This window comes from Paenibacillus sp. 2TAB26, assembly GCF_052115145.1.
Lineage (GTDB): Bacteria > Bacillota > Bacilli > Paenibacillales > Paenibacillaceae > Pristimantibacillus.
Genome location: NZ_JBFRGC010000006.1, coordinates 191,453 through 211,081 on the forward strand (window position 1 = coordinate 191,453; position 19,629 = coordinate 211,081).

22 protein-coding genes are annotated in these 19,629 nt (G+C 46.1%); 11 read left to right on the forward strand and 11 right to left on the reverse strand.

The genetic code is table 11. The features are described 5' to 3' along the window. Positions 1 to 48: 48 nt before the first annotated feature. Positions 49 to 729, reverse strand: a complete 681-nt coding sequence (locus AB4Z50_RS08310) for a hypothetical protein (RefSeq protein WP_441877866.1) — start codon at positions 727 to 729, stop codon at positions 49 to 51. Positions 730 to 893: 164 nt separating this feature from the next. Between AB4Z50_RS08310 and AB4Z50_RS08315 the strand changes: the two genes are divergently transcribed. Both AB4Z50_RS08315 and AB4Z50_RS08320 read left to right on the forward strand, forming a co-directional pair. Continuing rightward, the gene (locus tag AB4Z50_RS08315) at positions 894 to 1,316 is read left to right on the forward strand and encodes a hypothetical protein (RefSeq protein WP_441877868.1); all 423 of its coding nucleotides are present in this window, start codon (positions 894 to 896) and stop codon (positions 1,314 to 1,316) included. A 185-nt stretch (positions 1,317 to 1,501) separates the two neighbouring features. Next, the gene (locus tag AB4Z50_RS08320; RefSeq protein WP_441877870.1) at positions 1,502 to 1,840 is read left to right on the forward strand and encodes a hypothetical protein; all 339 of its coding nucleotides are present in this window, start codon (positions 1,502 to 1,504) and stop codon (positions 1,838 to 1,840) included. 126 nt (positions 1,841 to 1,966) lie between these two features. Here AB4Z50_RS08320 and AB4Z50_RS08325 read toward each other — a convergent pair whose 3' ends face one another. Next, positions 1,967 to 2,602, reverse strand: a complete 636-nt coding sequence (locus tag AB4Z50_RS08325; RefSeq protein WP_441877872.1) for an NUDIX hydrolase — start codon at positions 2,600 to 2,602, stop codon at positions 1,967 to 1,969. Further along, positions 2,595 to 3,077, reverse strand: a complete 483-nt coding sequence (gene mscL, locus AB4Z50_RS08330; RefSeq protein WP_076268407.1) for a large-conductance mechanosensitive channel protein MscL — start codon at positions 3,075 to 3,077, stop codon at positions 2,595 to 2,597. Before mscL ends, AB4Z50_RS08325 begins: the two co-directional genes overlap by 8 nt. Positions 3,078 to 3,443: 366 nt before the next feature. Here mscL and AB4Z50_RS08335 point away from each other — a divergent pair, with 366 nt between their 5' ends. From AB4Z50_RS08335 to AB4Z50_RS08350, 4 genes are all read left to right on the forward strand, one after another. Next, positions 3,444 to 5,159, forward strand: a complete 1,716-nt coding sequence (locus AB4Z50_RS08335; RefSeq protein ID WP_441877874.1) for an ATP-binding protein — start codon at positions 3,444 to 3,446, stop codon at positions 5,157 to 5,159. A 139-nt stretch (positions 5,160 to 5,298) separates the two neighbouring features. Then, entirely contained in the window at positions 5,299 to 6,066 is a 768-nt protein-coding gene (locus AB4Z50_RS08340) for a sporulation protein (protein ID WP_339206505.1), read from the forward strand. A 148-nt stretch (positions 6,067 to 6,214) separates the two neighbouring features. Continuing rightward, entirely contained in the window at positions 6,215 to 7,342 is a 1,128-nt protein-coding gene (locus AB4Z50_RS08345; protein ID WP_441877876.1) for a DNA alkylation repair protein, read from the forward strand. Further along, the gene (locus AB4Z50_RS08350) at positions 7,339 to 8,406 is read left to right on the forward strand and encodes an FUSC family protein (RefSeq protein WP_441877878.1); all 1,068 of its coding nucleotides are present in this window, start codon (positions 7,339 to 7,341) and stop codon (positions 8,404 to 8,406) included. Before AB4Z50_RS08345 ends, AB4Z50_RS08350 begins: the two co-directional genes overlap by 4 nt. 111 nt (positions 8,407 to 8,517) lie before the next feature. Here the strand turns inward: AB4Z50_RS08350 and AB4Z50_RS08355 are convergent, their stop codons facing one another. From AB4Z50_RS08355 to AB4Z50_RS08380, 6 genes are all read right to left on the reverse strand, one after another. Beyond that, on the reverse strand, positions 8,518 to 8,817 hold the full coding sequence (locus tag AB4Z50_RS08355; RefSeq protein ID WP_339206509.1) for a transposase: 300 nt from the start codon (positions 8,815 to 8,817) through the stop codon (positions 8,518 to 8,520). Positions 8,818 to 8,842: 25 nt separating this feature from the next. Continuing rightward, the gene (locus tag AB4Z50_RS08360) at positions 8,843 to 8,986 is read right to left on the reverse strand and encodes a hypothetical protein (protein WP_179089810.1); all 144 of its coding nucleotides are present in this window, start codon (positions 8,984 to 8,986) and stop codon (positions 8,843 to 8,845) included. Between the two features lie 122 nt (positions 8,987 to 9,108). Next, complete coding sequence (locus tag AB4Z50_RS08365) at positions 9,109 to 9,507, reverse strand: zinc ribbon domain-containing protein (protein ID WP_441877881.1); 399 nt, start codon at positions 9,505 to 9,507, stop codon at positions 9,109 to 9,111. Beyond that, positions 9,500 to 10,108 (reverse strand): TVP38/TMEM64 family protein, encoded by a 609-nt coding sequence (locus AB4Z50_RS08370; RefSeq protein ID WP_076268400.1) that lies wholly within the window; start codon positions 10,106 to 10,108, stop codon positions 9,500 to 9,502. The genes AB4Z50_RS08365 and AB4Z50_RS08370 overlap by 8 nt, the downstream gene beginning before the upstream one ends. 15 nt (positions 10,109 to 10,123) lie before the next feature. After that, complete coding sequence (locus AB4Z50_RS08375) at positions 10,124 to 11,317, reverse strand: MFS transporter (protein WP_441877883.1); 1,194 nt, start codon at positions 11,315 to 11,317, stop codon at positions 10,124 to 10,126. Positions 11,318 to 11,335: 18 nt separating this feature from the next. Further along, positions 11,336 to 12,499, reverse strand: coding sequence for an MGDG synthase family glycosyltransferase (locus AB4Z50_RS08380; protein ID WP_441877885.1), 1,164 nt, complete (start codon positions 12,497 to 12,499; stop codon positions 11,336 to 11,338). Between the two features lie 133 nt (positions 12,500 to 12,632). On the opposite strand from AB4Z50_RS08380, the gene AB4Z50_RS08385 reads away from it, so the two are divergent. After that, complete coding sequence (locus AB4Z50_RS08385; RefSeq protein WP_441877887.1) at positions 12,633 to 13,610, forward strand: aldo/keto reductase; 978 nt, start codon at positions 12,633 to 12,635, stop codon at positions 13,608 to 13,610. 59 nt (positions 13,611 to 13,669) lie between these two features. On the opposite strand, the gene ilvA is transcribed toward AB4Z50_RS08385, so the two are convergent. Then, positions 13,670 to 14,938 (reverse strand): threonine ammonia-lyase IlvA, encoded by a 1,269-nt coding sequence (gene ilvA / locus AB4Z50_RS08390; protein ID WP_076268397.1) that lies wholly within the window; start codon positions 14,936 to 14,938, stop codon positions 13,670 to 13,672. 122 nt (positions 14,939 to 15,060) lie between these two features. Between ilvA and AB4Z50_RS08395 the strand changes: the two genes are divergently transcribed. After that, the gene (locus tag AB4Z50_RS08395; RefSeq protein WP_441877889.1) at positions 15,061 to 15,651 is read left to right on the forward strand and encodes a hypothetical protein; all 591 of its coding nucleotides are present in this window, start codon (positions 15,061 to 15,063) and stop codon (positions 15,649 to 15,651) included. A gap of 77 nt (positions 15,652 to 15,728) precedes the next feature. On the opposite strand, the gene AB4Z50_RS08400 is transcribed toward AB4Z50_RS08395, so the two are convergent. Beyond that, positions 15,729 to 16,877, reverse strand: a complete 1,149-nt coding sequence (locus AB4Z50_RS08400; RefSeq protein WP_441877891.1) for an exosporium glycoprotein BclB-related protein — start codon at positions 16,875 to 16,877, stop codon at positions 15,729 to 15,731. A 374-nt stretch (positions 16,878 to 17,251) separates the two neighbouring features. Here AB4Z50_RS08400 and AB4Z50_RS08405 point away from each other — a divergent pair, with 374 nt between their 5' ends. From AB4Z50_RS08405 to AB4Z50_RS08415, 3 genes are read left to right on the forward strand one after another with little or no spacing between them, the layout of a single operon-like run. Next, positions 17,252 to 18,052 (forward strand): hypothetical protein, encoded by an 801-nt coding sequence (locus tag AB4Z50_RS08405; RefSeq protein ID WP_441877893.1) that lies wholly within the window; start codon positions 17,252 to 17,254, stop codon positions 18,050 to 18,052. A gap of 30 nt (positions 18,053 to 18,082) precedes the next feature. Next, entirely contained in the window at positions 18,083 to 18,535 is a 453-nt protein-coding gene (locus AB4Z50_RS08410) for a flavodoxin (protein ID WP_441877895.1), read from the forward strand. A 25-nt stretch (positions 18,536 to 18,560) separates the two neighbouring features. Next, entirely contained in the window at positions 18,561 to 19,274 is a 714-nt protein-coding gene (locus AB4Z50_RS08415) for a hypothetical protein (protein WP_441877897.1), read from the forward strand. The last annotated feature ends 355 nt before the right edge of the window (positions 19,275 to 19,629 follow it).

The following is a 19,629-nucleotide window of genomic DNA, read 5'->3' on the forward strand; positions in this document are numbered from 1 at the left end:
TCAAAAGGGACATGCTTTTGTCGAATGAATCCAAGCCAAACTTGATACTTAGAGCAGTGTGATGACAAGAAGCTCATACAGAACGAGTGGCAGCACCGCATTATACGGGTTCATGAAAGCACGAGGGTCTCGCATCGTACATTGCAAATAAAGAATGCAGTGATCGATATGCATAAGCTTGCCTTCAAATACATGTCCATCGATGGTCTGTACGCAAACGTATTTATGCATATGACCGCCGCACATGTTCATAATCCTATCGCGTACCTCCATTACCATTGCCGTGTGCTGCGCTTCGGCTTCATAGATCACTGGAGCGGGTTTCTCCATGCCTGCCATGTTGCTCATATTGGGCATGCCGCCCATACTACCTGCGTTTTGCATGTTGCTCATATTGGGAATGCCACCCATACTACCGACGTTTGGCATATTGCCCATGTTGCTCATATTGGGCATGCCGCTCATACTGCCGACGTTCGGCATACTGCCCATGTTGCTCATATTGGACATGCTGCCCACATTGCCTGCTTTCGGCATATTGCCCATGTTGCTCATATTGGACATGCTTCCCATATTCCCCGCATTCGGCATACTGCTCATGGTGTTCATGTTAGGCATGCTGCCCGCGTTCCCAGCGTTCGGCATATTGCTCATGCTCCCCATGTTGCCGGGGTTTGGCACATTGCCCATATTGCCGATGTTGCCCATGCTCATCATATTTTCTGCCAAGCCAAAGACCTCCATTCGTATGGTATGTCATATAGGTATGCAGGAAGCGAGCGGGTCATACAAAAATGGAAGGTTAAATTCAACACTTGGAGGGCGATACTCGTCCATGCAACTCTCTTAAATTTACATAGAATAGAGTATGTTCGAGAGGGAGGTGGAGTAATATGTCTGCTAAATCAATACTGAAAGTTAGCAATGTGAAAGCGGCTCGTAAAACAAGTAAAACAAATAGCCGAGCTCGGATCTCTTCTGAGTGCATAAGCCCAGTGGAGCAAAAAAGCTGCGGACGCAGAGAAGACCCGGCAGTTGAAGCGATGCAAGAAGCAGGAGCTGAGTTAAGTGATATTTTTAAACAGTTGAAGGATGAGCGCACTGCTGCAAAACTTGTGAGAGCGATACGATGTCGTGATGCAAGAGCCGTTCAAAGCTTAATCGATTGCCATTGCCGTGTAGTAAACTTCTTCTGCACGCGCGACAAGGACTGTGTAAGAATTTTCTGTGCGTTCGGAAGAAATCAAGATGTAACCGTCTCATTTGATATTTGCGTCAAAAGAGAAGTAGATGAATGCCGTCGTCAATTCTGGTAATTTCAATTTAATAGGAAGGGCTGTCAATATTCTATGTTGGCAGTCCTTTTTGTTATTTAAAAAGGAGGCATATCACAGGAGTTGTATGGGCTGCATACGTTATAGGAGTGAGAGACGAGAATCATGTATAAGTTTGGAGGGAAAGAGGATGCCGCGAATACCTAATTTTCCGCAAGCATTGTTGGATGAGCACCGCGTATGGCATCATACGAATCATTTGGTTCCAGGAACGATACCGCCGCCGGGTTATGGCGATCGGTTTCTGCGATTTCATCGAGATTTTATTAATAGGGTATACAGCTGGCATGATTCGATGGGCTATGACCGCAGCTGGATTGCTGGCTGGAACCAAGTGCCTGAGGAGATCAGGCGTTCCTCCTGCTTTAATCCAGGCGCAGAGCAGCGAGTACAGAACAATCCGCGTTCATTCGCTACAGCCGATCAGCTGGGCAGCTTTATTGAGTACAATCTTCACGGGTGTTTTCATGAAATGGCGGCGAGGTTGTACAATCAGCCCGAGCTGAATGATTTTGACCTAGCGCCGCGCCATACTGAATTTTATAATATCCATGGCTTAATTGACCAGTGGTATAGCAATTGGGAGCGAACAATGGGCGTTCGCGATCCAGCTAGCAAAAGCAAGGCATCCCTTAAGTACAACCGCGCAGAGCCTGAAGTACGCTCGTATAATAAGAAAACTCGCGAGGCACGAATTGCTTCGCCGAAACGGAGCGCTGGACAATCGTCAGCTGCTCGTTCTGATCTCCGAGCTCAACACCTGACGCAGAAACCGCAGATAAAGAGCCTTCAAACAATGCAATCAGCTCATCTAGATCAGCCTCATAAACGCCGGCCACTTCTTCAGGCTGCAGCAGAAGTTCTGTCAAAGGCAGCTCGCACACAAGGCCAAAAACGTCACTGACCTCACGGTCGATAAAGGGTTTTCCGTTTACTTCACCGCTAATATTTTCCCTGATTTGCCCGAGTGGTATGAGCTGTTCAAATGAGGCGGAAACCCCTAGTTCTTCCTCAAGCTCACGAATGGCCTCGCGAATAGTTTCGCCCGCACTCAAATGACCGGCCGCCGTGATATCATAGCAGCCCGGATTTGTATCCTTGCCTGCCTGACGCAGCTGAAACCGCACGAACCTGCGGTTTCCTTCACGGCGCGTCAGCCAGCAATGGAAGCTGCGGTGCCAATAACCTTTCGCATGCGTCTCTGCGCGTGTTGCTGTGCCCAGCGGCCGAAGCTGCTCGTCATAAATGTCAAAGAGCTCATCAGCCATGTGCAGCAGCCTCTAGCTGGGATGTGCAGTGCTTGCAGCGCGTAGCCTTCACAGGGATTTTGGACAAGCAGTAAGGGCAATCCTTCTCGGTCACTTCAACAGGTGGAGCTTCCTTCTTCTCGTTGCGGCGAAGCACGTTGATTACTTTTACAAGCAGAAAGATACAGAATGCAACGATAATAAAGTCCAGCATTACGTTTATGAATTGGCCATAATTGATGGTAGGCAGCAAGGTTTCATCGATTTTATCTTTGCTACTAGCAGCGACTTTGGCAGCGTGTTCTTTGGTATAGAGAGGGATTTTTAAATCCTTAAAATCGACGCCTCCCAAAACCACACCGATCGGCGGCATAATTACATCGTTAACCAGAGAAGTTACGATTTTACCAAAAGCTCCTCCGATAATGACCCCGACCGCTAAATCGATGACATTGCCTCTCATTGCAAACTCTTTAAACTCTTTAATGATTTTCATTGCTTTTCCTCCTACACATTTTAAGAAGCGGTAATAATGTCTGACGTAAGCCTCGTACTATTACGAAGCGGAATGATCAAATCTAGTAATCCTATTAGACTATTATCGCCTGTTTCTACTAAGGTCATTCTAACATAATAGCCGAAGATGAGCAGAAGAGAAACTCACGCTCGATTTCTTACAAAAAATTGAAATATTGCCGGGACAAAGAGAGGTTTTTAAAGGATATTGTCGAATTTTACTATTTGAAAGCAAATTAATGGTTATTTAAGGAGTTCTATGAGCGACCTCGTTATACATGGAAATGGATTCTATTTAGTTTTATCACTCTTCATCATGTGTTTTGCCTCCTATACGATGCTGAAAATGATTGAAAAGCCTCTGCAAAATGAACATACACACGGCTTCAATTGGATCATTGGCGGCGCTGCCGTATTTGGACTTGGCCAATGGACGATGCATGTTGTTTTGTTGCTTGCATCCCACTATAGATTGGTCATGAATTGGAGCATGCTCCCTATAGTATTCGCATGTGTCATTATCATTTATGTCTCATTAGTTGTTATGCAAAAGAAAAATCTCTCATCGGTACGCTTCTTAGTTGGAGCCCTATTAATGGCTCTGGGAGCTACGATGCTTCATTACTTGTCGATGCTTTCCGAATCGGTCGTTATACTAAAAATGGATTGGCCGCTGTATTGGATCTCCTTTGGAGTCAACTTTATTGGCGCATATTTGGCTTTTTATTGGCTGGAAACAAAGGGGTCAGGGTATAAGATAAAAAGCTGCTTTTCACTCGGATTGTCTAATATAGTCGTTCATCAAGTTGGCATGCACGCGCTGCAGATTGATTATAGCGATGTTTTATCTACAGATCTTCTAAACCAATATTTGTTGATTCTAGCATCTTTACTTGGTTTATCTACTTTATTTATCCTCAGCTTCAGTCTTACCACCTGGTTTGCATCCAACAAATATACTCAAATGAATGAGCGTTATAAACTTCTAGTGGAGAACTCCATAGATACAATAGCTTTAATAAGCGACGGCAAATGGGAATTTATGAACCGTGCTGGCTTGCGTTTATTCGAAGTGCATTCAGCGGATAAAATAATCGGTTCAAATGTTTATAATTTATTGGCTGAACCCTATCATAATGAACTGGAAGCATGGCTCACGGCAGGCCAAGCAGGAGATGATGCGTCCAATAAGCCAATCGAGCTGCAATGGATGTCCATGCAAGGGACGCTGCTTCATACAGAAATGGTACGGGTGAGCTCTACCTTCTCGGGTAAACAAATTGAACAAGTCATTATTCGGGATATTTCTGAGAGGAAGAAGAATGAGGAGCTGCTCATTAATTCTGAGAAGCTTTATGTCGCAGGTCAATTAGCGGCGGGCATTGCACATGAAATCCGAAATCCGCTTACCTCATTAAAAGGGTTTATGCAGCTGCTTTCATCGGGCCGGGGCAATATCAACCATTTTTATGACATTATGAAAACAGAGCTCATCCGTATCGAGTCAATCGTCAGCGAACTACTTATGCTCTCCAAGCCACAGGTTTATGAATTTGTGCATAAAGATTGCCGTCAATTAATGGCGGACACGGTTAATTTACTGGAGACACAAGCTATTTTGCACAATGTGATCATTGAATTTCATTCTGACTATCGCCCATTGTGGGTATACGGTGTTGAGAATCAATTAAAGCAAGCGTTTATTAACGTGCTTAAAAATGCGATAGAAGCGATGCATAATGGTGGCATCGTCATGATTAATATGTCCCTTGATCCTGATCGCGGAGTAATGATACGCATTAAAGATGAAGGATCAGGCATGCCTGCGGAGCAACTGTCGAAGATTGGTCAACCCTTTTATACAACAAAGGATAAAGGGACCGGACTTGGATTAATGGTCACTTTCAAAATTATTAATAATCATCAGGGACAAATTACGGCCGAAAGCAAGCTAGGAGTCGGGACGACCTTCATCATCCAATTGCCGTATATGGAGCAGCCGAATTTGCCGATGGATCAGAAGCTGAGCGAGCTAGGCCAATCAGATGATTCAGACCATTAGAGACGGGTTCACGCCATTCATCATTAACTTTTTATCACGCGCCGAAGGATGACTTTTTGAATTTGAAACTTAATTTTCAAGACATCGTAATACGGTTATGCAGTTCGGAATGAAGATAATTTGAGTGGAGGTCGGTTTGATGTTTAATCGTTTTTTGGCAAGCATCGGTATTGGCTCAGCAAAGATTGATACACTATTAGAAAAAGCACGTTATGCACCAGGTGAAGAGGTTCGAGGTATCGTCAAAATGCAAGGCGGCAACGTAGAGCAGCGAATTGAAACGATACAGCTATCGGTCATGACAGAATATATACGTGAGAGCAATGACAGTAAAATAACGCAGCAGGGAGTGGTGGGACGATATCACGTGAGCGCTCCCTTCACATTGCAGGCAAATGAAAGTCGCGAGGTGCCGTTCTCCTTTCAGCTGCCCCATCAAACACCGCTTACAATTGGCCGCGCGCCAGTATGGGTGAAGACGGAATTAGACGTTCGCGGAGGCGTCGATCCTGGTGATAATGACCGAATCGAAGTGGTTCCGACACACGCCATGAACACGGTGCTGGAGGCGCTGAATGTGCTCGGATTCCGGTTGCGCAAGGCAGAATGCGAGTACTCTTCCCGTCTTGGCGGCAAAATGCCATTTATTCAAGAGCTGGAATTTGTGCCGACCTCGCAGTTCCGAGGCCAGCTTGACGAGCTGGAAGTGATGTTCTATCCATCGGATCGCGAGCTTGAGCTGGTGCTCCAAATCGACCGGCGCGCACGCGGGTTATCATCCTTTTTTGCAGAGGCTATGGATATGGATGAGACATTTGTTCGGGCTCGCTTCACGAATGAGCAGCTCTCAGCAGGGCCGAACGCAATTGCGCAGCAGTTGTCTGGAATCATAGCGCGCTATATTTAAGTTTTATAAATAAAACAAGCTCGGGAGCGCTCCTGCAGGGGCGTTTCGGAGCTTTTTTGCTGCTTGCAGCGCAGTTATAAATGAATAACGGATGCAAGTAGTGATCGAATCGGTTTTTTCGGTATAATAACTGGAGGAGGGGATTAATTTGGCAGAACCGCTTAAGGCTATGTACGATGGATTATTTTTGGAGAAATTTGCGGGTTTGCTGAAGTCAGCATGGAGTCCTTTTGACGCCGTTCTTTTCGCAGAGCGTGTAAGGGATGGTGACTGGGAGCAATTAGAGTTAAAGGCTCGAACTCGAAAAATTACAGAAGCGCTAGGTGCTACATTACCGCAGGCATATGATGAAGCGCTGGCTGTTTTATATCAAATAGATGAAAAATGCACAGGGCTGCCTTTTATCATATTTCCGGACTTCGTCGAGGTGTTTGGACTGGAGCCACAAAACTGGGAGCTGTCTTTGGACGCGCTGGAGCGCTTTACGAAATATTCGACCTCAGAATTTGCAATAAGAGCTTTCATTCTTGCCGATCCACAGCGTATGGCTAAGCAAATGCTTATATGGGCAGATCATCAGAATGAGCACGTAAGGCGGCTTGCGAGCGAAGGCATAAGACCACGCCTGCCATGGGCGCAGGCGCTGCCGCTCTTTAAGCGAGATCCATCGCCGATTGTTCCGATTTTGGAGAAGCTCAAATGTGATGATTCACTTTATGTGCGCAAGAGCGTAGCTAACAACTTGAATGATATTGCGAAAGATCATCCCGAGCTTGTCATTTCGCTTGCGCAGGCTTGGATCGGCAATGATGCGAAGACGGATTGGATCATTCGTCATGGCTGCCGTACGCTGATTAAGCAATCAAGCCCGCAGATCATGGAATTGTTTGGGTACGCGAAGCACGCGTCTGCAGAAGAAGAGGAACACCCGCTTGTTGCTTTTGCTGCAATCGAGGTAGATCCAGAGACAGTTGCTATTGGTGGTGAGGTATCTATACGATATCGCGTACAGCTGCGTGAGGGTGAGCCGGCCAAGCTGCGTATCGAATATGGAATTGCATTCGTGAAGTCTGGAGGGAAAACTTCATTGAAACGTTTCCTGCTATCGGATCGCGAGTATGCCGGAGGAGCTTCAGCTTCAAGTGTTCGCACTCATCGTTTTGCTGATTTAACGACGCGCAAGCATTATAGCGGGCTTCATCTTGTAACGCTTTGGGTAAATGGAAGAGAGGTGGCTTCAGCCGAACTTCTGGTGACGGAGGCAGAATCAACATGACGATTGGTGCAAGGGTTTTAAAAACGGGGATGGCTGTTGCCTTAGCTATTTACTTGAGCAGCTTGTTCGGCTTCGCTTCCCCGCTTATTGCTGCCGTGGCAGCTATATTTACGATTCAGCCTTCTATTTACCGCTCATGGCAGCGTGTAGCGGATCAAGTGCAAACGAATCTGCTGGGTGCTGTAATGGCGATTGTAGCCGTTCGGTTATTCGGTCATACGCCGATTGCGGCAGGTCTTGTATGTATCCTTGTCATTCTCATTAGTATTCGCTTGAAGATGGAGAGCACGATTAGTCTGACGCTGGTTACGGTTGTTGCCATTATGGAAGCGAATGGACAAGGCTGGGACGTGGCAATAGGAAGATTTTTAATGGTGCTAACGGGTATTGGAGCATCATTTGCGGTTAACGTGCTCGTATTCCCTCCACGGCCAAGGAAGCAATTTACCGAACAGGTTCATCATGCCTATTCACAGCTTTCTCTGCTGCTTCGCACAGCCATTTCGAATGAGATGAAGGAGCAGGTTTTCCGCCAAGAGAAGGACAAGCTTCACGATACGCTGCACAAGCTGGAGGAACGCCACACCGTTTTCGAAGAGGAGCGCAAAGTGCTTGCAAAGACGAAGACGAGCCATGCCCGTCAGCTGCTTGTATCGAAACAAATGATTAAGTCTCTGCAAAAAGGGGCTGATCTGCTCGATGTGGTGGAGGAGCATTATTTTTCCTCCCAAAGTGCCAGTGAGTGGGCGCTGCGCTTCGATCGGCAAATTGAGGATTTATCGAAGTATCACGAGCACATCTTGTTGAAAGCTGAAGGGAAAATGAAGCCTAATGCGCTGATTGAGCCTGAGGAAGAACGAGAAGCGCGGTTTGTGAAGGAATTGACAGCATACATTTTGGAAGACCCGGACGAGCATAAGCGTCTCGTCTTTGTCGCTTCGGCATTGTTCGAATATGCCTACCATTTGCGGCGACTGGAGAAGCTGCTCGATCAAGTGACGCAGCGCGAGGAAAACGCAAAGCGCTGTGCTGAAGAGGCAGAGAATGGACCAAAGTCATCATGAACGGATTTAGCTGATTAGTTTAGCAAATAAAACAAAAACAGCAGGTTAGAACGCCGCTTAAGAGCGTTCTTGCCTGCTGTTTTTCTGCTTATATTACAGCATGCTCAATGTTTACTGATCATCGTCAGTTTTGTTGCTGCCTTCATGACGCCTTGGATGCTGCATATGAGCCTCTGGGTTATTATCATCATCATGCGGCACCAGCCTCGGATCAGTATGCCCCTCATGATGATTATTGAAGAAGAGCTCAACGAGCTGCCACTCGGTTGTTCCAAGCATCGGATCTGCTGGGAACACATCTCCGCGTTCGAGCTGCTCTTCACGTCCCCATTCATTGCGGTAGGTGCCTTTTACTTCAACAGGCTCACCAGATAGGGGATTCATCTCATTATGGTTATTATCATTGCTCATATGGTGTCAACCAACCTTCCTGTCCTTATAATCCGTGCTTGGGCACAGCTGAACGATCGGCATCTGACTGCAGTTCGCTCGCTGACGATTTGCTGGCTAGATTGCGGTCTGCTCGGGATTGCGCCTTGCTTGCTGCCTTCTGTTGATCGGATGGCTGTTTGCCTGACATGTGGTCACCCTCCTCGAGAATCTCATCGTTTTTTTATTTTCTTTATCTTCAGAAGAAGATCCTCAACAGTGTGCCACAAAAGGATGAAATGTATGAGTACAAGGTGGAAGAACAGGAGCAAACTATAATAAGTGGAGTCCGCATGAGGGGCAAACCGAATCACGTTCAGTGACGATCTCATCGCAAGCGGGACATGGTTCGGAAAATGGTGCTTTAGCAGCTGCGGCATCATGTATGAGCTCGCCTTTGCCTTCTTTTATGGCGGAGGATTGTTCGGGATTCGGACGGAGATGGGCAGGCGTTCCGAAGATCGTCTCCACCATCTCTTTCATGTCCTTAAATTTATCTGAGTCATCTGTAACAATTCGAATGAACATAAACATGCCGGCGAGCAGAGCAAACGCAATGACCAGCACGATCGTCGTAGCCCCAACATCAAACCATGTGAGGAGAGGGAGAGGCGCTTGTACAGGCAAACTAGCCAAGATGGTCCATAAAACATACTCCATCACCTCACCCATTCAGCTGATAGCGGGATTCGAGACGTTTGCCCCCGAACCACATGACCAGAACAGCAGTAATCGAGACGAATATACGCCAAGGCTCATTGACTAAATTGCCAATATCGAAGCTAATCAAGGAAATGCAAAATATCATAACTGCCTTCCCAAGCAGTGTAGCGAGCATAAAAGTAGGGAATGGCACCTTGCTAAGTCCGGATACGACAGTTATAACAACTGAAGGTGTAAAAGGGAAGCAAGCCAGCAGGAATAGCGGCGTGAAGCCGCGGCGTTCAACCCAATTGAAGAACCGCTGCGACTTGGGAAATCTTCGCTCTAGTTTCCCTTTTACATTGCGTCCGAGCTTTCGGCTGATCCAAAATACGCAGAAGGCACCAGCGCTTACACCGATCCATGAAAAAAGAAATCCAAAGCCGAGGCCGTAAATGTTGGCATTAGCCGCAATGATAAGAATTAATGGGAGGAAAGGGAGAAACGATTCAAGCATGGGAAGCAAAATGCCGGGAAAAGGCCCCCATTGCGAATAGCTTTCCAATGTCCATTGGATTGAATCGAGATCCAAGTGTTTTAAGTATTCAAGCCAGTTGCGCCAATCATCCATAGATCTAACCCCGTTCTACTTGTTTGTAGCTTTTTCATTTGTAGCGAATGCCGGAAATGGGAACCATAAATAAAATAAACCGATCAATCCAAAGAGGATTGCGCTTGTCCAAAAAACGGATGCTTCTCCGTTCCAAGCCGCGATTAAGCCGCCAGCAGCTGGACCGATCATAACGCCTATTCCTTCAAAAGTGGATAATACGCCCCAGCCAAGCCCTTCTTGATTAGGTGGAACATAGGCAGCGAGCAGCGCATTCCAAACAGGCAAAATAGCTGAATAGGATAATCCAAGAGCAGCCGCTATTAGTAAACAATACCAGAACGAAAGTCCTGATGCCAGCATATATAAACCAAATGCAAACGCTCCAAATCCAGTCACGAGAAACCATTTTTTATTAACCAGCTTATCGGCAAGTTTCCCCATGGGGATGAGTCCACCTGCAGCAAAAAGTCCTCCGGCCGTTAAAAGAATGGAGTATTGCGTGCCTGAGATACCTAGCTCCTGATTTGCGAAGCTTGGTAAAATGGGAACGAGCATGCTTGCGCCTGTCGTCTGCAAAATCATCCCCGGCAGCAGCATCTTCATATGGCCGAGTCGTTCCTTCAGAATGACGAGCTGCGTTCGAAATGGCATACGGTTTGATGCAGCAGCCCTTTCTTTGCTCATGAAAAGCGTTAATACGCATGCAGCCACAGACATGCTGACAAGCAGCTTGTACGTAAAAGATACGCTGAAATCGAGCAGAATATTACATACGATCGGACCGCTTCCTAGTCCCACCATCCAAATGGTGTAGAGCGTTCCCATTTGGGTTGCACGCTGCTGCTCAGTTACTTTCGTTAAGCATACGATCCAGATCGGTGACATTCCGATGCCATATAGTGCGGCTGCACCAATGAACATCCATGGCAGCTCGGAGAATTGCAGCAAATATATGCCGATCAGCGAAATAATTAAACCTGCTTGAACGACGATACGAGTTGAGAAACGATCGAGCAAGTAGCCAATAGCCATTTTGAGCAGCGTATCGGTTAAATAATGAGCTGAAATCGCAGCGCCGATAACATCAGGTGATAGGCCTAATGTTTTTGCCCCAAAAATAGGCAGCAAACTAACAAGAACAGCACCTCTTACAAACTCCACAACAAACAAAATAACGGAGATAAGTCGCATCTCCGCTCCAAACCAACTTTTTTGATTTGTAATCACGGGCAAGCCCCTTATCCATTATAAAGTGATTGCTTTCTCCATTATACGTAAGTTGGATAAAATATCCAAAACGATGCTGTCGGCTGCGGTTTGTGAGGCTTGAAGCTGTTTAGTGGATTGTCTGCTATTAGTAAGACGTAATGGATCATGAACGAGTTTCAAAATTTGTTCCGTCAGCTCATTCACCTCATAGGCAACGACGGCTGCACCTTTGGACTTAAGATACAATGCATTTTGTTTTTCTTGTCCAGGAACTGGCTTGTAGATGAATATGGGCAGCTCGGCAGCGATCGCTTCTGATAATGTAACGCCACCTGGCTTAGTGATGAGGCAATTAGATATAGCCATAAGCTCGTGAATAGACTCAATAAACCCGTACACCTGCAGGCGAGAAGCTCCTTCATGTGCTTGAAATTGTTGCTCAATAATATTTTTCATAAAAAGATTATGTCCACATACCAGCGCGACCTGAACCTCAGCGTTTTGCAGCAAGCTGCTGCAAATTTGCGATACATCAGGCAAAACGCCCTGCGCTCCCGCCATGATTAGGACTATAGGTTGATTAGGATTTAGTTTATATCTCTCGTAGAGCTCGCTTGAGGCGGCTGTTGCACGGAATCCGTGTTTGAGCGGAATGCCGCTCACTTGAATTGCCCTCTCCGGTATTCCCAGCGAGGAAAGCTCTAATCGGAGATCCTCTGTAGCGACATAATAGCGGTCGACGCTTGGATGAACCCAGCGCCTGTGAAGATCAAAATCGGTAATGACAGCATAGGAGGGAGGATGAAAGCTTTTACGTTTCTTAAGCTTCGGCAGAGCAAAGCTGGGGAACGTATGCACGACGATATCTGGCTGCTCGACTGCAAGAATACGCCTAATTTTTTCTGTACCAAAGGAATGAAGAAGCCCGCCAAATAATGAATCATGCTTCATTAGCCTTGTGAAATCATACAACCAGCCATATAGCGAGGGCATATGCGTATAGCTCTTTAAGTAAAAGCGCTTAGCAAACTCATTTATCCAAGGGTGAGATTCTGCCATGAGATCGACCATTACCGTACGATAATTGCCATGCTCCTCCCAAGCGCTCTTAATCGCGCGAGCAACCTGAAGATGGCCTTCTCCATATGAAGCGTACAAAATTAACAATTTCGGCTGCGGTTTTTCCTCGAAACGTATCATAGACACACCTCCTGCCGTTAGTGTAACGAACATTTGTTATGCGATTGTGAACGGCGTTTGGTTACTTTGTGTATTTTTAGTATAATGAATACGCAATCCATCCTATTTCAAAATTGAAGGAGCGATGATTAGAGTGCAATACACGAAACTAGGAAGATCTGGACTTCGAGTAAGCCGTTTATGTCTGGGCACAATGAATTTTGGCGTGGACACGGACGAGAAGGAATCATTTCGTATATTAGACGCAGCTCTAGATGCAGGCATTAATTTTATCGATACCGCTAACATTTACGGTTGGGGCGAGAACGCAGGCCGTACAGAAGAAATTATCGGAAAATGGTTCAAGCAGGGCGACGGACGCCGTGAACGTACGGTGCTGGCTACAAAAGTATACGGCGACATGCATGATAATCATGACGGTCCGAACCGTGAAGCGGGACTATCCGCATATAAAATTCGCAGACATTTGGAAGGTTCGCTTAAGCGTCTTCAAACGGATCATATCGAGCTGTACCAAATGCATCATGTGGATCGCAGTGCAAATTGGAATGAGCTTTGGGGAGCATTCGAAACAGCAGTAAACCAAGGCAAGGTTGGCTACATAGGCTCAAGTAATTTTGCCGGCTGGGATATTGCAGTTGCGCAGGGCGAAGCGAAGGCAAGAGGATCGATCGGTCTTGTATCTGAGCAGCACAAATATAATTTGTTATGCCGTTTGCCGGAACTGGAGGTATTGCCAGCTTCGAAGGAATTAGGACTTGGCGTTATTCCGTGGAGTCCGCTTGACGGCGGCTTGCTTGCAGGCAATCATCGTCGTAAAGACGGAGGCCGCCGCAGCGGAGATTCGAAACGATTGGAGCAGCATCGTGATCAATTAGATGCCTATGCTGAATTTTGTGACGAGCTTGGAGAGCCTGAGGATCTGGTTTCACTCGCATGGTTGCTTGCAAATCCGGCAGTAACGGCTCCGATTATCGGTGTCCGCACGCTGGATCAATTCGAGCGCTCGCTTCGCGCAGTTGAAATCTCTTTAGATGAATCTGCACTGAAACGTATTGATGAAATATTCCCTGGTCCTGGCGGAGATGCACCGCGTGCCTACGCCTGGTAATGACAAACGCCCCGTATCCATTCATGGATACGGGGCGTATCTTATTCACATCATGCCGATCAAATCAACAAGTTAAACAAAACAGGGTCCTTGTTCAGCTCAAGAAATTGAAAGCCCTTCTTGCTCATGCGAGCAACGAGCGGATCGTAATCCTCACGGTGCGTAAGCTCGATGCCGACGAGTGCCGGACCGTTGTCTTTGTTTGATTTTTTGGTGTACTCGAATCGTGTAATATCATCATTAGGACCAAGCACGCTGTCGAGAAATTCACGTAGCGCTCCTGCGCGCTGCGGGAAGCTGACCATAAAGTAATGCTTGTAGCCCTCATAGATGAGAGAACGTTCTTTGATTTCCTGCATCCGATCGACATCATTATTGCCGCCGCTTACGACACAGACGACCGTCTTGCCTTGAATTTGATCGCGATATGCTTCTAGCGCAGCAATGGGCAGTGCGCCTGCCGGCTCGGCTACGATGGCATTCTCATTATACAAATCGAGCATCGTCGTACACACTTTTCCTTCAGGCACGGAAATAACATCGTCAAGCAGGTCTCTGCATAGCTCAAATGATAAATCACCGATACGTTTAACAGCTGCGCCATCGACGAATTTCTCAATTTGATCAAGGGTAACGACTTCACCTGCATCAAGCGATGCTCTTAGTGATTGCGCGCCTTCCGGCTCCACGCCAATTACCTTTGTTGTCGGTGAGACGATTTTTACATAAGATGAGACGCCGGCTGCAAGCCCGCCACCGCCGACGGTCACGAATACGAAGTCAGGTACGGTATCCGCGGCTTCCATTAATTCTTGTCCTACCGTTCCGTTTCCTGCGATGATTTTGGGATCGTCAAAGGGATGTACGAAGGCAAGGCCGTTGCGGTTGCTCTCTGCGACTGCTTCGGCATAAGCATCGTCAAAGGTGTCTCCTGTAAGGATGACCTCAACTTGCGATCCGCCAAAAAAGTTAACCTGCGTCACCTTCTGGCGAGGAGTTGTGCTGGGCATGTATATTTTGCCGGGGATGCCAAGTGTTTGGCACGAGTAGGCTACGCCTTGCGCGTGGTTGCCGGCGCTGGCGCAAACCACCCCTTTAGCGAGCGTTTCTGGTGACAGAGAACGCATCATATGGTAGGCTCCGCGTATTTTGAAGGAACGAACGATTTGCAGGTCCTCTCGTTTTAGAAGAACATGACATCCAAACCGCTCGGACAGCACACGGTTATGTTGAAGTGGTGTTCGTGTAATGATATCCTTTAAGTGCATTTGAGCTTGAACGATTTCTTCAAGCCCAATACGATGCAGCGGTATAGGATTTGTGTTCATAGGTGACCATCCTCTCGGCATTTTTTTGATCAACAGTAAAAATGATTGGATTCATTATAGCACTATCATTATGAGTTGGCGTAATAGAAATCGTTTATTTGTATAGCAAGGAGAGGATTCACATGGGAAAAACCTTAAAAAGACTTCTAATGAGCTTCATTGTTATTCTTTTACTGCTTGGCGGCGCACTATGGTGGTTTCTGTCGTACATTGCACCGGATGAGCCGCTGGACATGAGCTATGCGCCGATTGATGTGAAAGAGAAAGCACTGGATATGGTCAAAAAGCTGAAGCTGGAGCTCGTCCTCACGGAATCCGATATTAACCATTTGATCAAAATGAATATGAAAGACGAGCTTGCCATCAGCAGACCAGAATCCGCTGATCAAGAAATGGCGAGGGATATTCATCTAGATGGGGCAAACTTTGACCTCGAAGAGAACAAGCTGATTGCACAAATGAATATTACCTATAAGAACAAAATTCCTGCGAGATTGGATGCGGTATATTCACTGGACTGGGAGTCTCCAAACATTATTCTTAAACCCCAATCGCTTTCTGTCAAAGCTATTCAGCTGCCGCTAAGTATGCTAGAAACGATCGTCATTCCACTAGATTTGCCGGCACAGGAAGTTGTAACGGTGAGAGATGTACAGTTCGAGAATAATCAGATAAAAATTCGTTTCAAGCTCCAAATTCAATTAAAGCTGTAATGAACGAAGAATCTTGGAAAAGAAAACGACAGATTAAGGACGAATCCTTAATCTGTCGTTTTTCATAATTTCGTTTTTTAAGAGATGCCTAATCCAGCGCTAGCATAGCCAGCTACAAGATTGACAAGTGATACACCAGTAGCTGTAGCAGAGAAGACAAGAAGAAGGCGTGTTCCAGCAGTAACAGGAATAGATAAACCTGGAGTAATGCCGCTGCTAATAGTGCCTAGAGCCAGAATGCCGGTAAGTGGAGGAGCTAATGTTACAACAGCGCCTGGAACTGCAGTAAACGAATTGTTTGGAGTCGTTGACTGGTAAAGCTGAGCAGTAATAGTTACTGTAGAGTTGACAAGCGAAAGCGCTGCTGTTGTACTGAAGTAAGCTGCAAGAGAAGTGATCGTACCATCGCGCGGCACAGAGAAAGCAAAGTTAAGAAGTGTTCCTGCAGCGCCTGTGAGGTCGATTATACCGCCAAGTATACTAACGCCTACAGCGGAGGAACCAAAACCTACCAGACTCGAAGTACCTACCAAACCGCCTAATATTGTCGTTAATTCGGTAGGAATTCCTGAAGCAAAAGGAATAATAGCGCCCGCACCATCAATACCAGTAGCCCCAGTAGCGCCAGTACCTCCAGTAGCGCCCGTAGCCCCAGTAGCCCCAGTAGCGCCGGTAACGCCAGCAGTACCAGTAGCACCAGTAACACCCGGATCTCCTGTAGCCCCAGTAGCACCGGTAACACCAGCAGTACCGGTAGCGCCAGTAGCCCCAGTAACACCGGTAACGCCAGCGGTACCAGTAGCGCCAGTAGCTCCTGCAACACCTGGATTTCCAGTAGCACCAGTCGCTCCTGTAGCTCCTACTCCTGGTCCTGTAGGACCTGCTGGACCAGTAGCACCGGTTACGCCGCTAATACCATTTGCACCAGTCGCTCCCGTAACTCCAACTCCAGTAGCGCCGGTAGAACCCGCTGCCCCTGCAGATCCTGTTGCACCTGTAGGACCAGCTATTCCTTGAGGCCCTTGTGGACCTTGTGGTCCTTGCGGTCCTCTTCTGCCTTTGTGGCCTTCTTCTCCTCGCTCAGCTACGACTTTAACTCTTTGAGATATAATTTTTTTCTTTACAACTATTATTTTGTCATCGTGTTTCTTCCTTCTTGGACTGCAACCTGCAGTCGGTTTTCTGACACAACGTTTCTTATAATAATAATGACTCAGCGAAAACACCTCCTTGTTAGATGCCTTATTATACGGCTGTACTCTATCTATTGATTGGGTATCTATCTGCTATGGTCATAGTCCTTCAACTATATTTGCGGATATGTGTGTTTGTATGGGATGGATGATCAACTACTAAATGATAGAGAAGTAGAAGAGCATGAATGAAGAATAAATGAAGAACAGGATTGACATTATTATTGAGAATGGTTATCATGTATACGAAAGTGATAATCATTATCACTATATGGTGTTGTTCTTTTACTACTGCCATGAAAGAGTTTGGATAGACATCCCCAATAACACCTTATAAGAAACGAAACATATTGCATTATTAGTGAATGGATAACGATATAACGATTATTTTTATAGGAGTGAGAGACATGCAGACTGAAACGAGCAAGCCTTGGAATTGGCTGCTCTTTCCCTTCTCGTCCGTTAAAGCAGGAGCTGATAGCTTGTATGCCGCTTCAGTCGGTCACGGGATTTACCAAATCGATGCTGAAGGAGAATGGAAGAAGCTTGATCAAGGCATGGAAGACCAGACTAATGTAAATCGGCTGCAGTTGCAGCATGATTTGCTGCATGCCTGCTCAAGCAGCGGCTTATATGAATGGAACGGAGAAGCATGGGTCAATGATGGCATATTGATTCCTAGTTATCAGTATCGCAAGATTGGTGGAAGCAGCTACGTTGCAACGGAATATGGGCTTTGGTCCAAAGCTAGCTCCAAATGGGAGCAAATAGCATGCCAAGATAAACGTGTATATGATTTTATGAATTTGCCTCAATATTTGATTATTTCGCATGAGAGCGGCATCTCTTTATATGATCGTTTTATGGATGATTGGGCTCATTTTGAGCTGGATGCAAGTGTAACAAGCTTAGCGGTATTCAGAGGCCACTTGATTGGAACGAGCGATCAAGGCGAGCTGTTTATTGGCGATAAAAAAGGAAGATTTGACCGGATAAGATTCGGCAAACTTTTTATTTTTTCTGTGCAGGCGAAGGGCAATGAGGTTTATGTATGTACGGATCGCGGATTATTCCAGCTTACTTATTTGTGTAATCAAGTAACTCTTCTATCCGTTAAACTTGGTTATCCTGTAACAGATATTGATATGCAAGATGGAAATCTGTATCTCGCTACGCTTTTCCAAGGCATTCAAACGATAAATGTCTAACGACAAAAAATAGAAAGCGGAGGAAAAAAGATGCCCAAAATACTTGTGGTGTATGCTAGCATGACCGGAAATACAGAAGAAATGGCCGAGGCGATAGTAGAAGGCGCTAAGGAAGCGGGTGCCGAGGTTGTTTCTAAAGAGGCCTTCGATGCCACTGCAGATGAGCTGAATCATTATGACGCGATTATTATAGGCGCCTACACATGGGGAGACGGTGAGCTGCCGGATGAATTTCTCGATTTCTTCGAAGAAATGGATGGACTTGATCTTAGCGGCAAGAAAGCAGCCGTATTTGGCTCAGGTGATACATCATACCCAATCTATTGCGGCGCTGTAGATACGATTGAAGCGAAGCTGAAGGAGCTCGGCGCAGAAATTGCGGGCGAATGCATTAAATTTGAATATAACGCGTCTGAAGAAGAGAAAGAGCAAGGAAGAAGATTAGGACGCCAAATTGCGGGTCTTGTAGCGGTAGCCGGATAGTGGAACGAGAAAGGCGGACTTTGTAATGGAGCAGTTGCCAGCGATTTTGAGAGTTGAAGACTATAAGCTAGAAGAGCTGCTGCGTTGCCCCGAACGGTTCGCTCGAAGAAAGTCCGGTCGCAAGCAGGAAAGTGATGTGAACTGGCGGCAGCTTGTTCAATATGCAGCCAGCCACACGGTAAACGACTTTTATCGTCGGTCCAAAGAGACACGCGGAGTAGAGACGATACATACTTCCGTTGAGAATTGGTGGACGAATCGCAATTATAAATTTCATTCCGACCAGCATTTCTTGCAGATGAAGCAAACGATTAAGGAGCATTTGGCAGCCTTCTTGCTTGGAGGCGGAGCACCGAGTATGCCGATTATCTTTTATGAGCAAATGACGGCTTATGTAGAGGAGCTCGATTTGGAGATTTCACAAATCTTTCATTTGGTTTCTGCCGAGCAAGAGGATTCGCTTGATCATTATATAGTTCAAAAGCTAGCAGTAGATACAGATGAAGACGCTCTTAATCTATATTTTCATATGACATCGGTATTTTGTATGAGTGCATTCGAGAAGCTCCCTGACCGAATCGAGGTGTTCTCCCTTTTAAGCAGTAAGCAGGTCGTGTTCGTGCCTGACGAGCAATCGCTTGAGCTTTCTTATGATTATATGTTTTTGGTCAAAAGCTTGCTGCCGGACGTAGATTTCTTTAAGGTTAATCCGGGCTCGGATGTACAGCTGGTTATGTGAAATTGCTGCTGAAAATAATACAAAATTTGCAAATCCCCCAAGTCATTTCCGGAAGCGGAATGGTGGGGGATTTCTTTTGTTGTAGACAAATGAAATGGTTTTCAAGTAACATGAGCAGTAGTCATTTTTTGCACATTTACACATGATTATTAATTGTGAAGTTTATTTTACTGTGAAAAAGTAAGCGTATGCTTTTTGAGGCAAGTTTTGCTAGGTAAATTGAGCATGGGCTAGGATGGCAGGCTTTGCTATGCAAAACTGGATTAATGCTTATGAAGAGAGTTTTGTTGCGTAAAATTAAGCTCATGCTTACGAAGAAAGTTTTGCTATGCAAAATTAAGCTCATGCTTACGAA

What these genes read in the sequence shown, in the direction of transcription:
- AB4Z50_RS08350 (WP_441877878.1), top strand. Translation starts at nt 7,339, where the DNA reads ATGACGATTGGTGCAAGGGTTTTAAAAACGGGGATGGCTGTTGCCTTA.
- ilvA (WP_076268397.1), bottom strand. Translation starts at nt 14,938, where the DNA reads ATGAACACAAATCCTATACCGCTGCATCGTATTGGGCTTGAAGAAATC.
- AB4Z50_RS08415 (WP_441877897.1), top strand. Translation starts at nt 18,561, where the DNA reads ATGGAGCAGTTGCCAGCGATTTTGAGAGTTGAAGACTATAAGCTAGAA.
- AB4Z50_RS08360 (WP_179089810.1), bottom strand. Translation starts at nt 8,986, where the DNA reads ATGTCAGGCAAACAGCCATCCGATCAACAGAAGGCAGCAAGCAAGGCG.
- mscL (WP_076268407.1), bottom strand. Translation starts at nt 3,077, where the DNA reads ATGAAAATCATTAAAGAGTTTAAAGAGTTTGCAATGAGAGGCAATGTC.
- AB4Z50_RS08335 (WP_441877874.1), top strand. Translation starts at nt 3,444, where the DNA reads ATGATTGAAAAGCCTCTGCAAAATGAACATACACACGGCTTCAATTGG.
- AB4Z50_RS08380 (WP_441877885.1), bottom strand. Translation starts at nt 12,499, where the DNA reads ATGATACGTTTCGAGGAAAAACCGCAGCCGAAATTGTTAATTTTGTAC.
- AB4Z50_RS08340 (WP_339206505.1), top strand. Translation starts at nt 5,299, where the DNA reads ATGTTTAATCGTTTTTTGGCAAGCATCGGTATTGGCTCAGCAAAGATT.
- AB4Z50_RS08370 (WP_076268400.1), bottom strand. Translation starts at nt 10,108, where the DNA reads ATGGATGATTGGCGCAACTGGCTTGAATACTTAAAACACTTGGATCTC.
- AB4Z50_RS08320 (WP_441877870.1), top strand. Translation starts at nt 1,502, where the DNA reads ATGAGCACCGCGTATGGCATCATACGAATCATTTGGTTCCAGGAACGA.
- AB4Z50_RS08410 (WP_441877895.1), top strand. Translation starts at nt 18,083, where the DNA reads ATGCCCAAAATACTTGTGGTGTATGCTAGCATGACCGGAAATACAGAA.
- AB4Z50_RS08325 (WP_441877872.1), bottom strand. Translation starts at nt 2,602, where the DNA reads ATGGCTGATGAGCTCTTTGACATTTATGACGAGCAGCTTCGGCCGCTG.
- AB4Z50_RS08315 (WP_441877868.1), top strand. Translation starts at nt 894, where the DNA reads ATGTCTGCTAAATCAATACTGAAAGTTAGCAATGTGAAAGCGGCTCGT.
- AB4Z50_RS08365 (WP_441877881.1), bottom strand. Translation starts at nt 9,507, where the DNA reads ATGGGTGAGGTGATGGAGTATGTTTTATGGACCATCTTGGCTAGTTTG.
- AB4Z50_RS08395 (WP_441877889.1), top strand. Translation starts at nt 15,061, where the DNA reads ATGGGAAAAACCTTAAAAAGACTTCTAATGAGCTTCATTGTTATTCTT.
- AB4Z50_RS08355 (WP_339206509.1), bottom strand. Translation starts at nt 8,817, where the DNA reads ATGAGCAATGATAATAACCATAATGAGATGAATCCCCTATCTGGTGAG.
- AB4Z50_RS08405 (WP_441877893.1), top strand. Translation starts at nt 17,252, where the DNA reads ATGCAGACTGAAACGAGCAAGCCTTGGAATTGGCTGCTCTTTCCCTTC.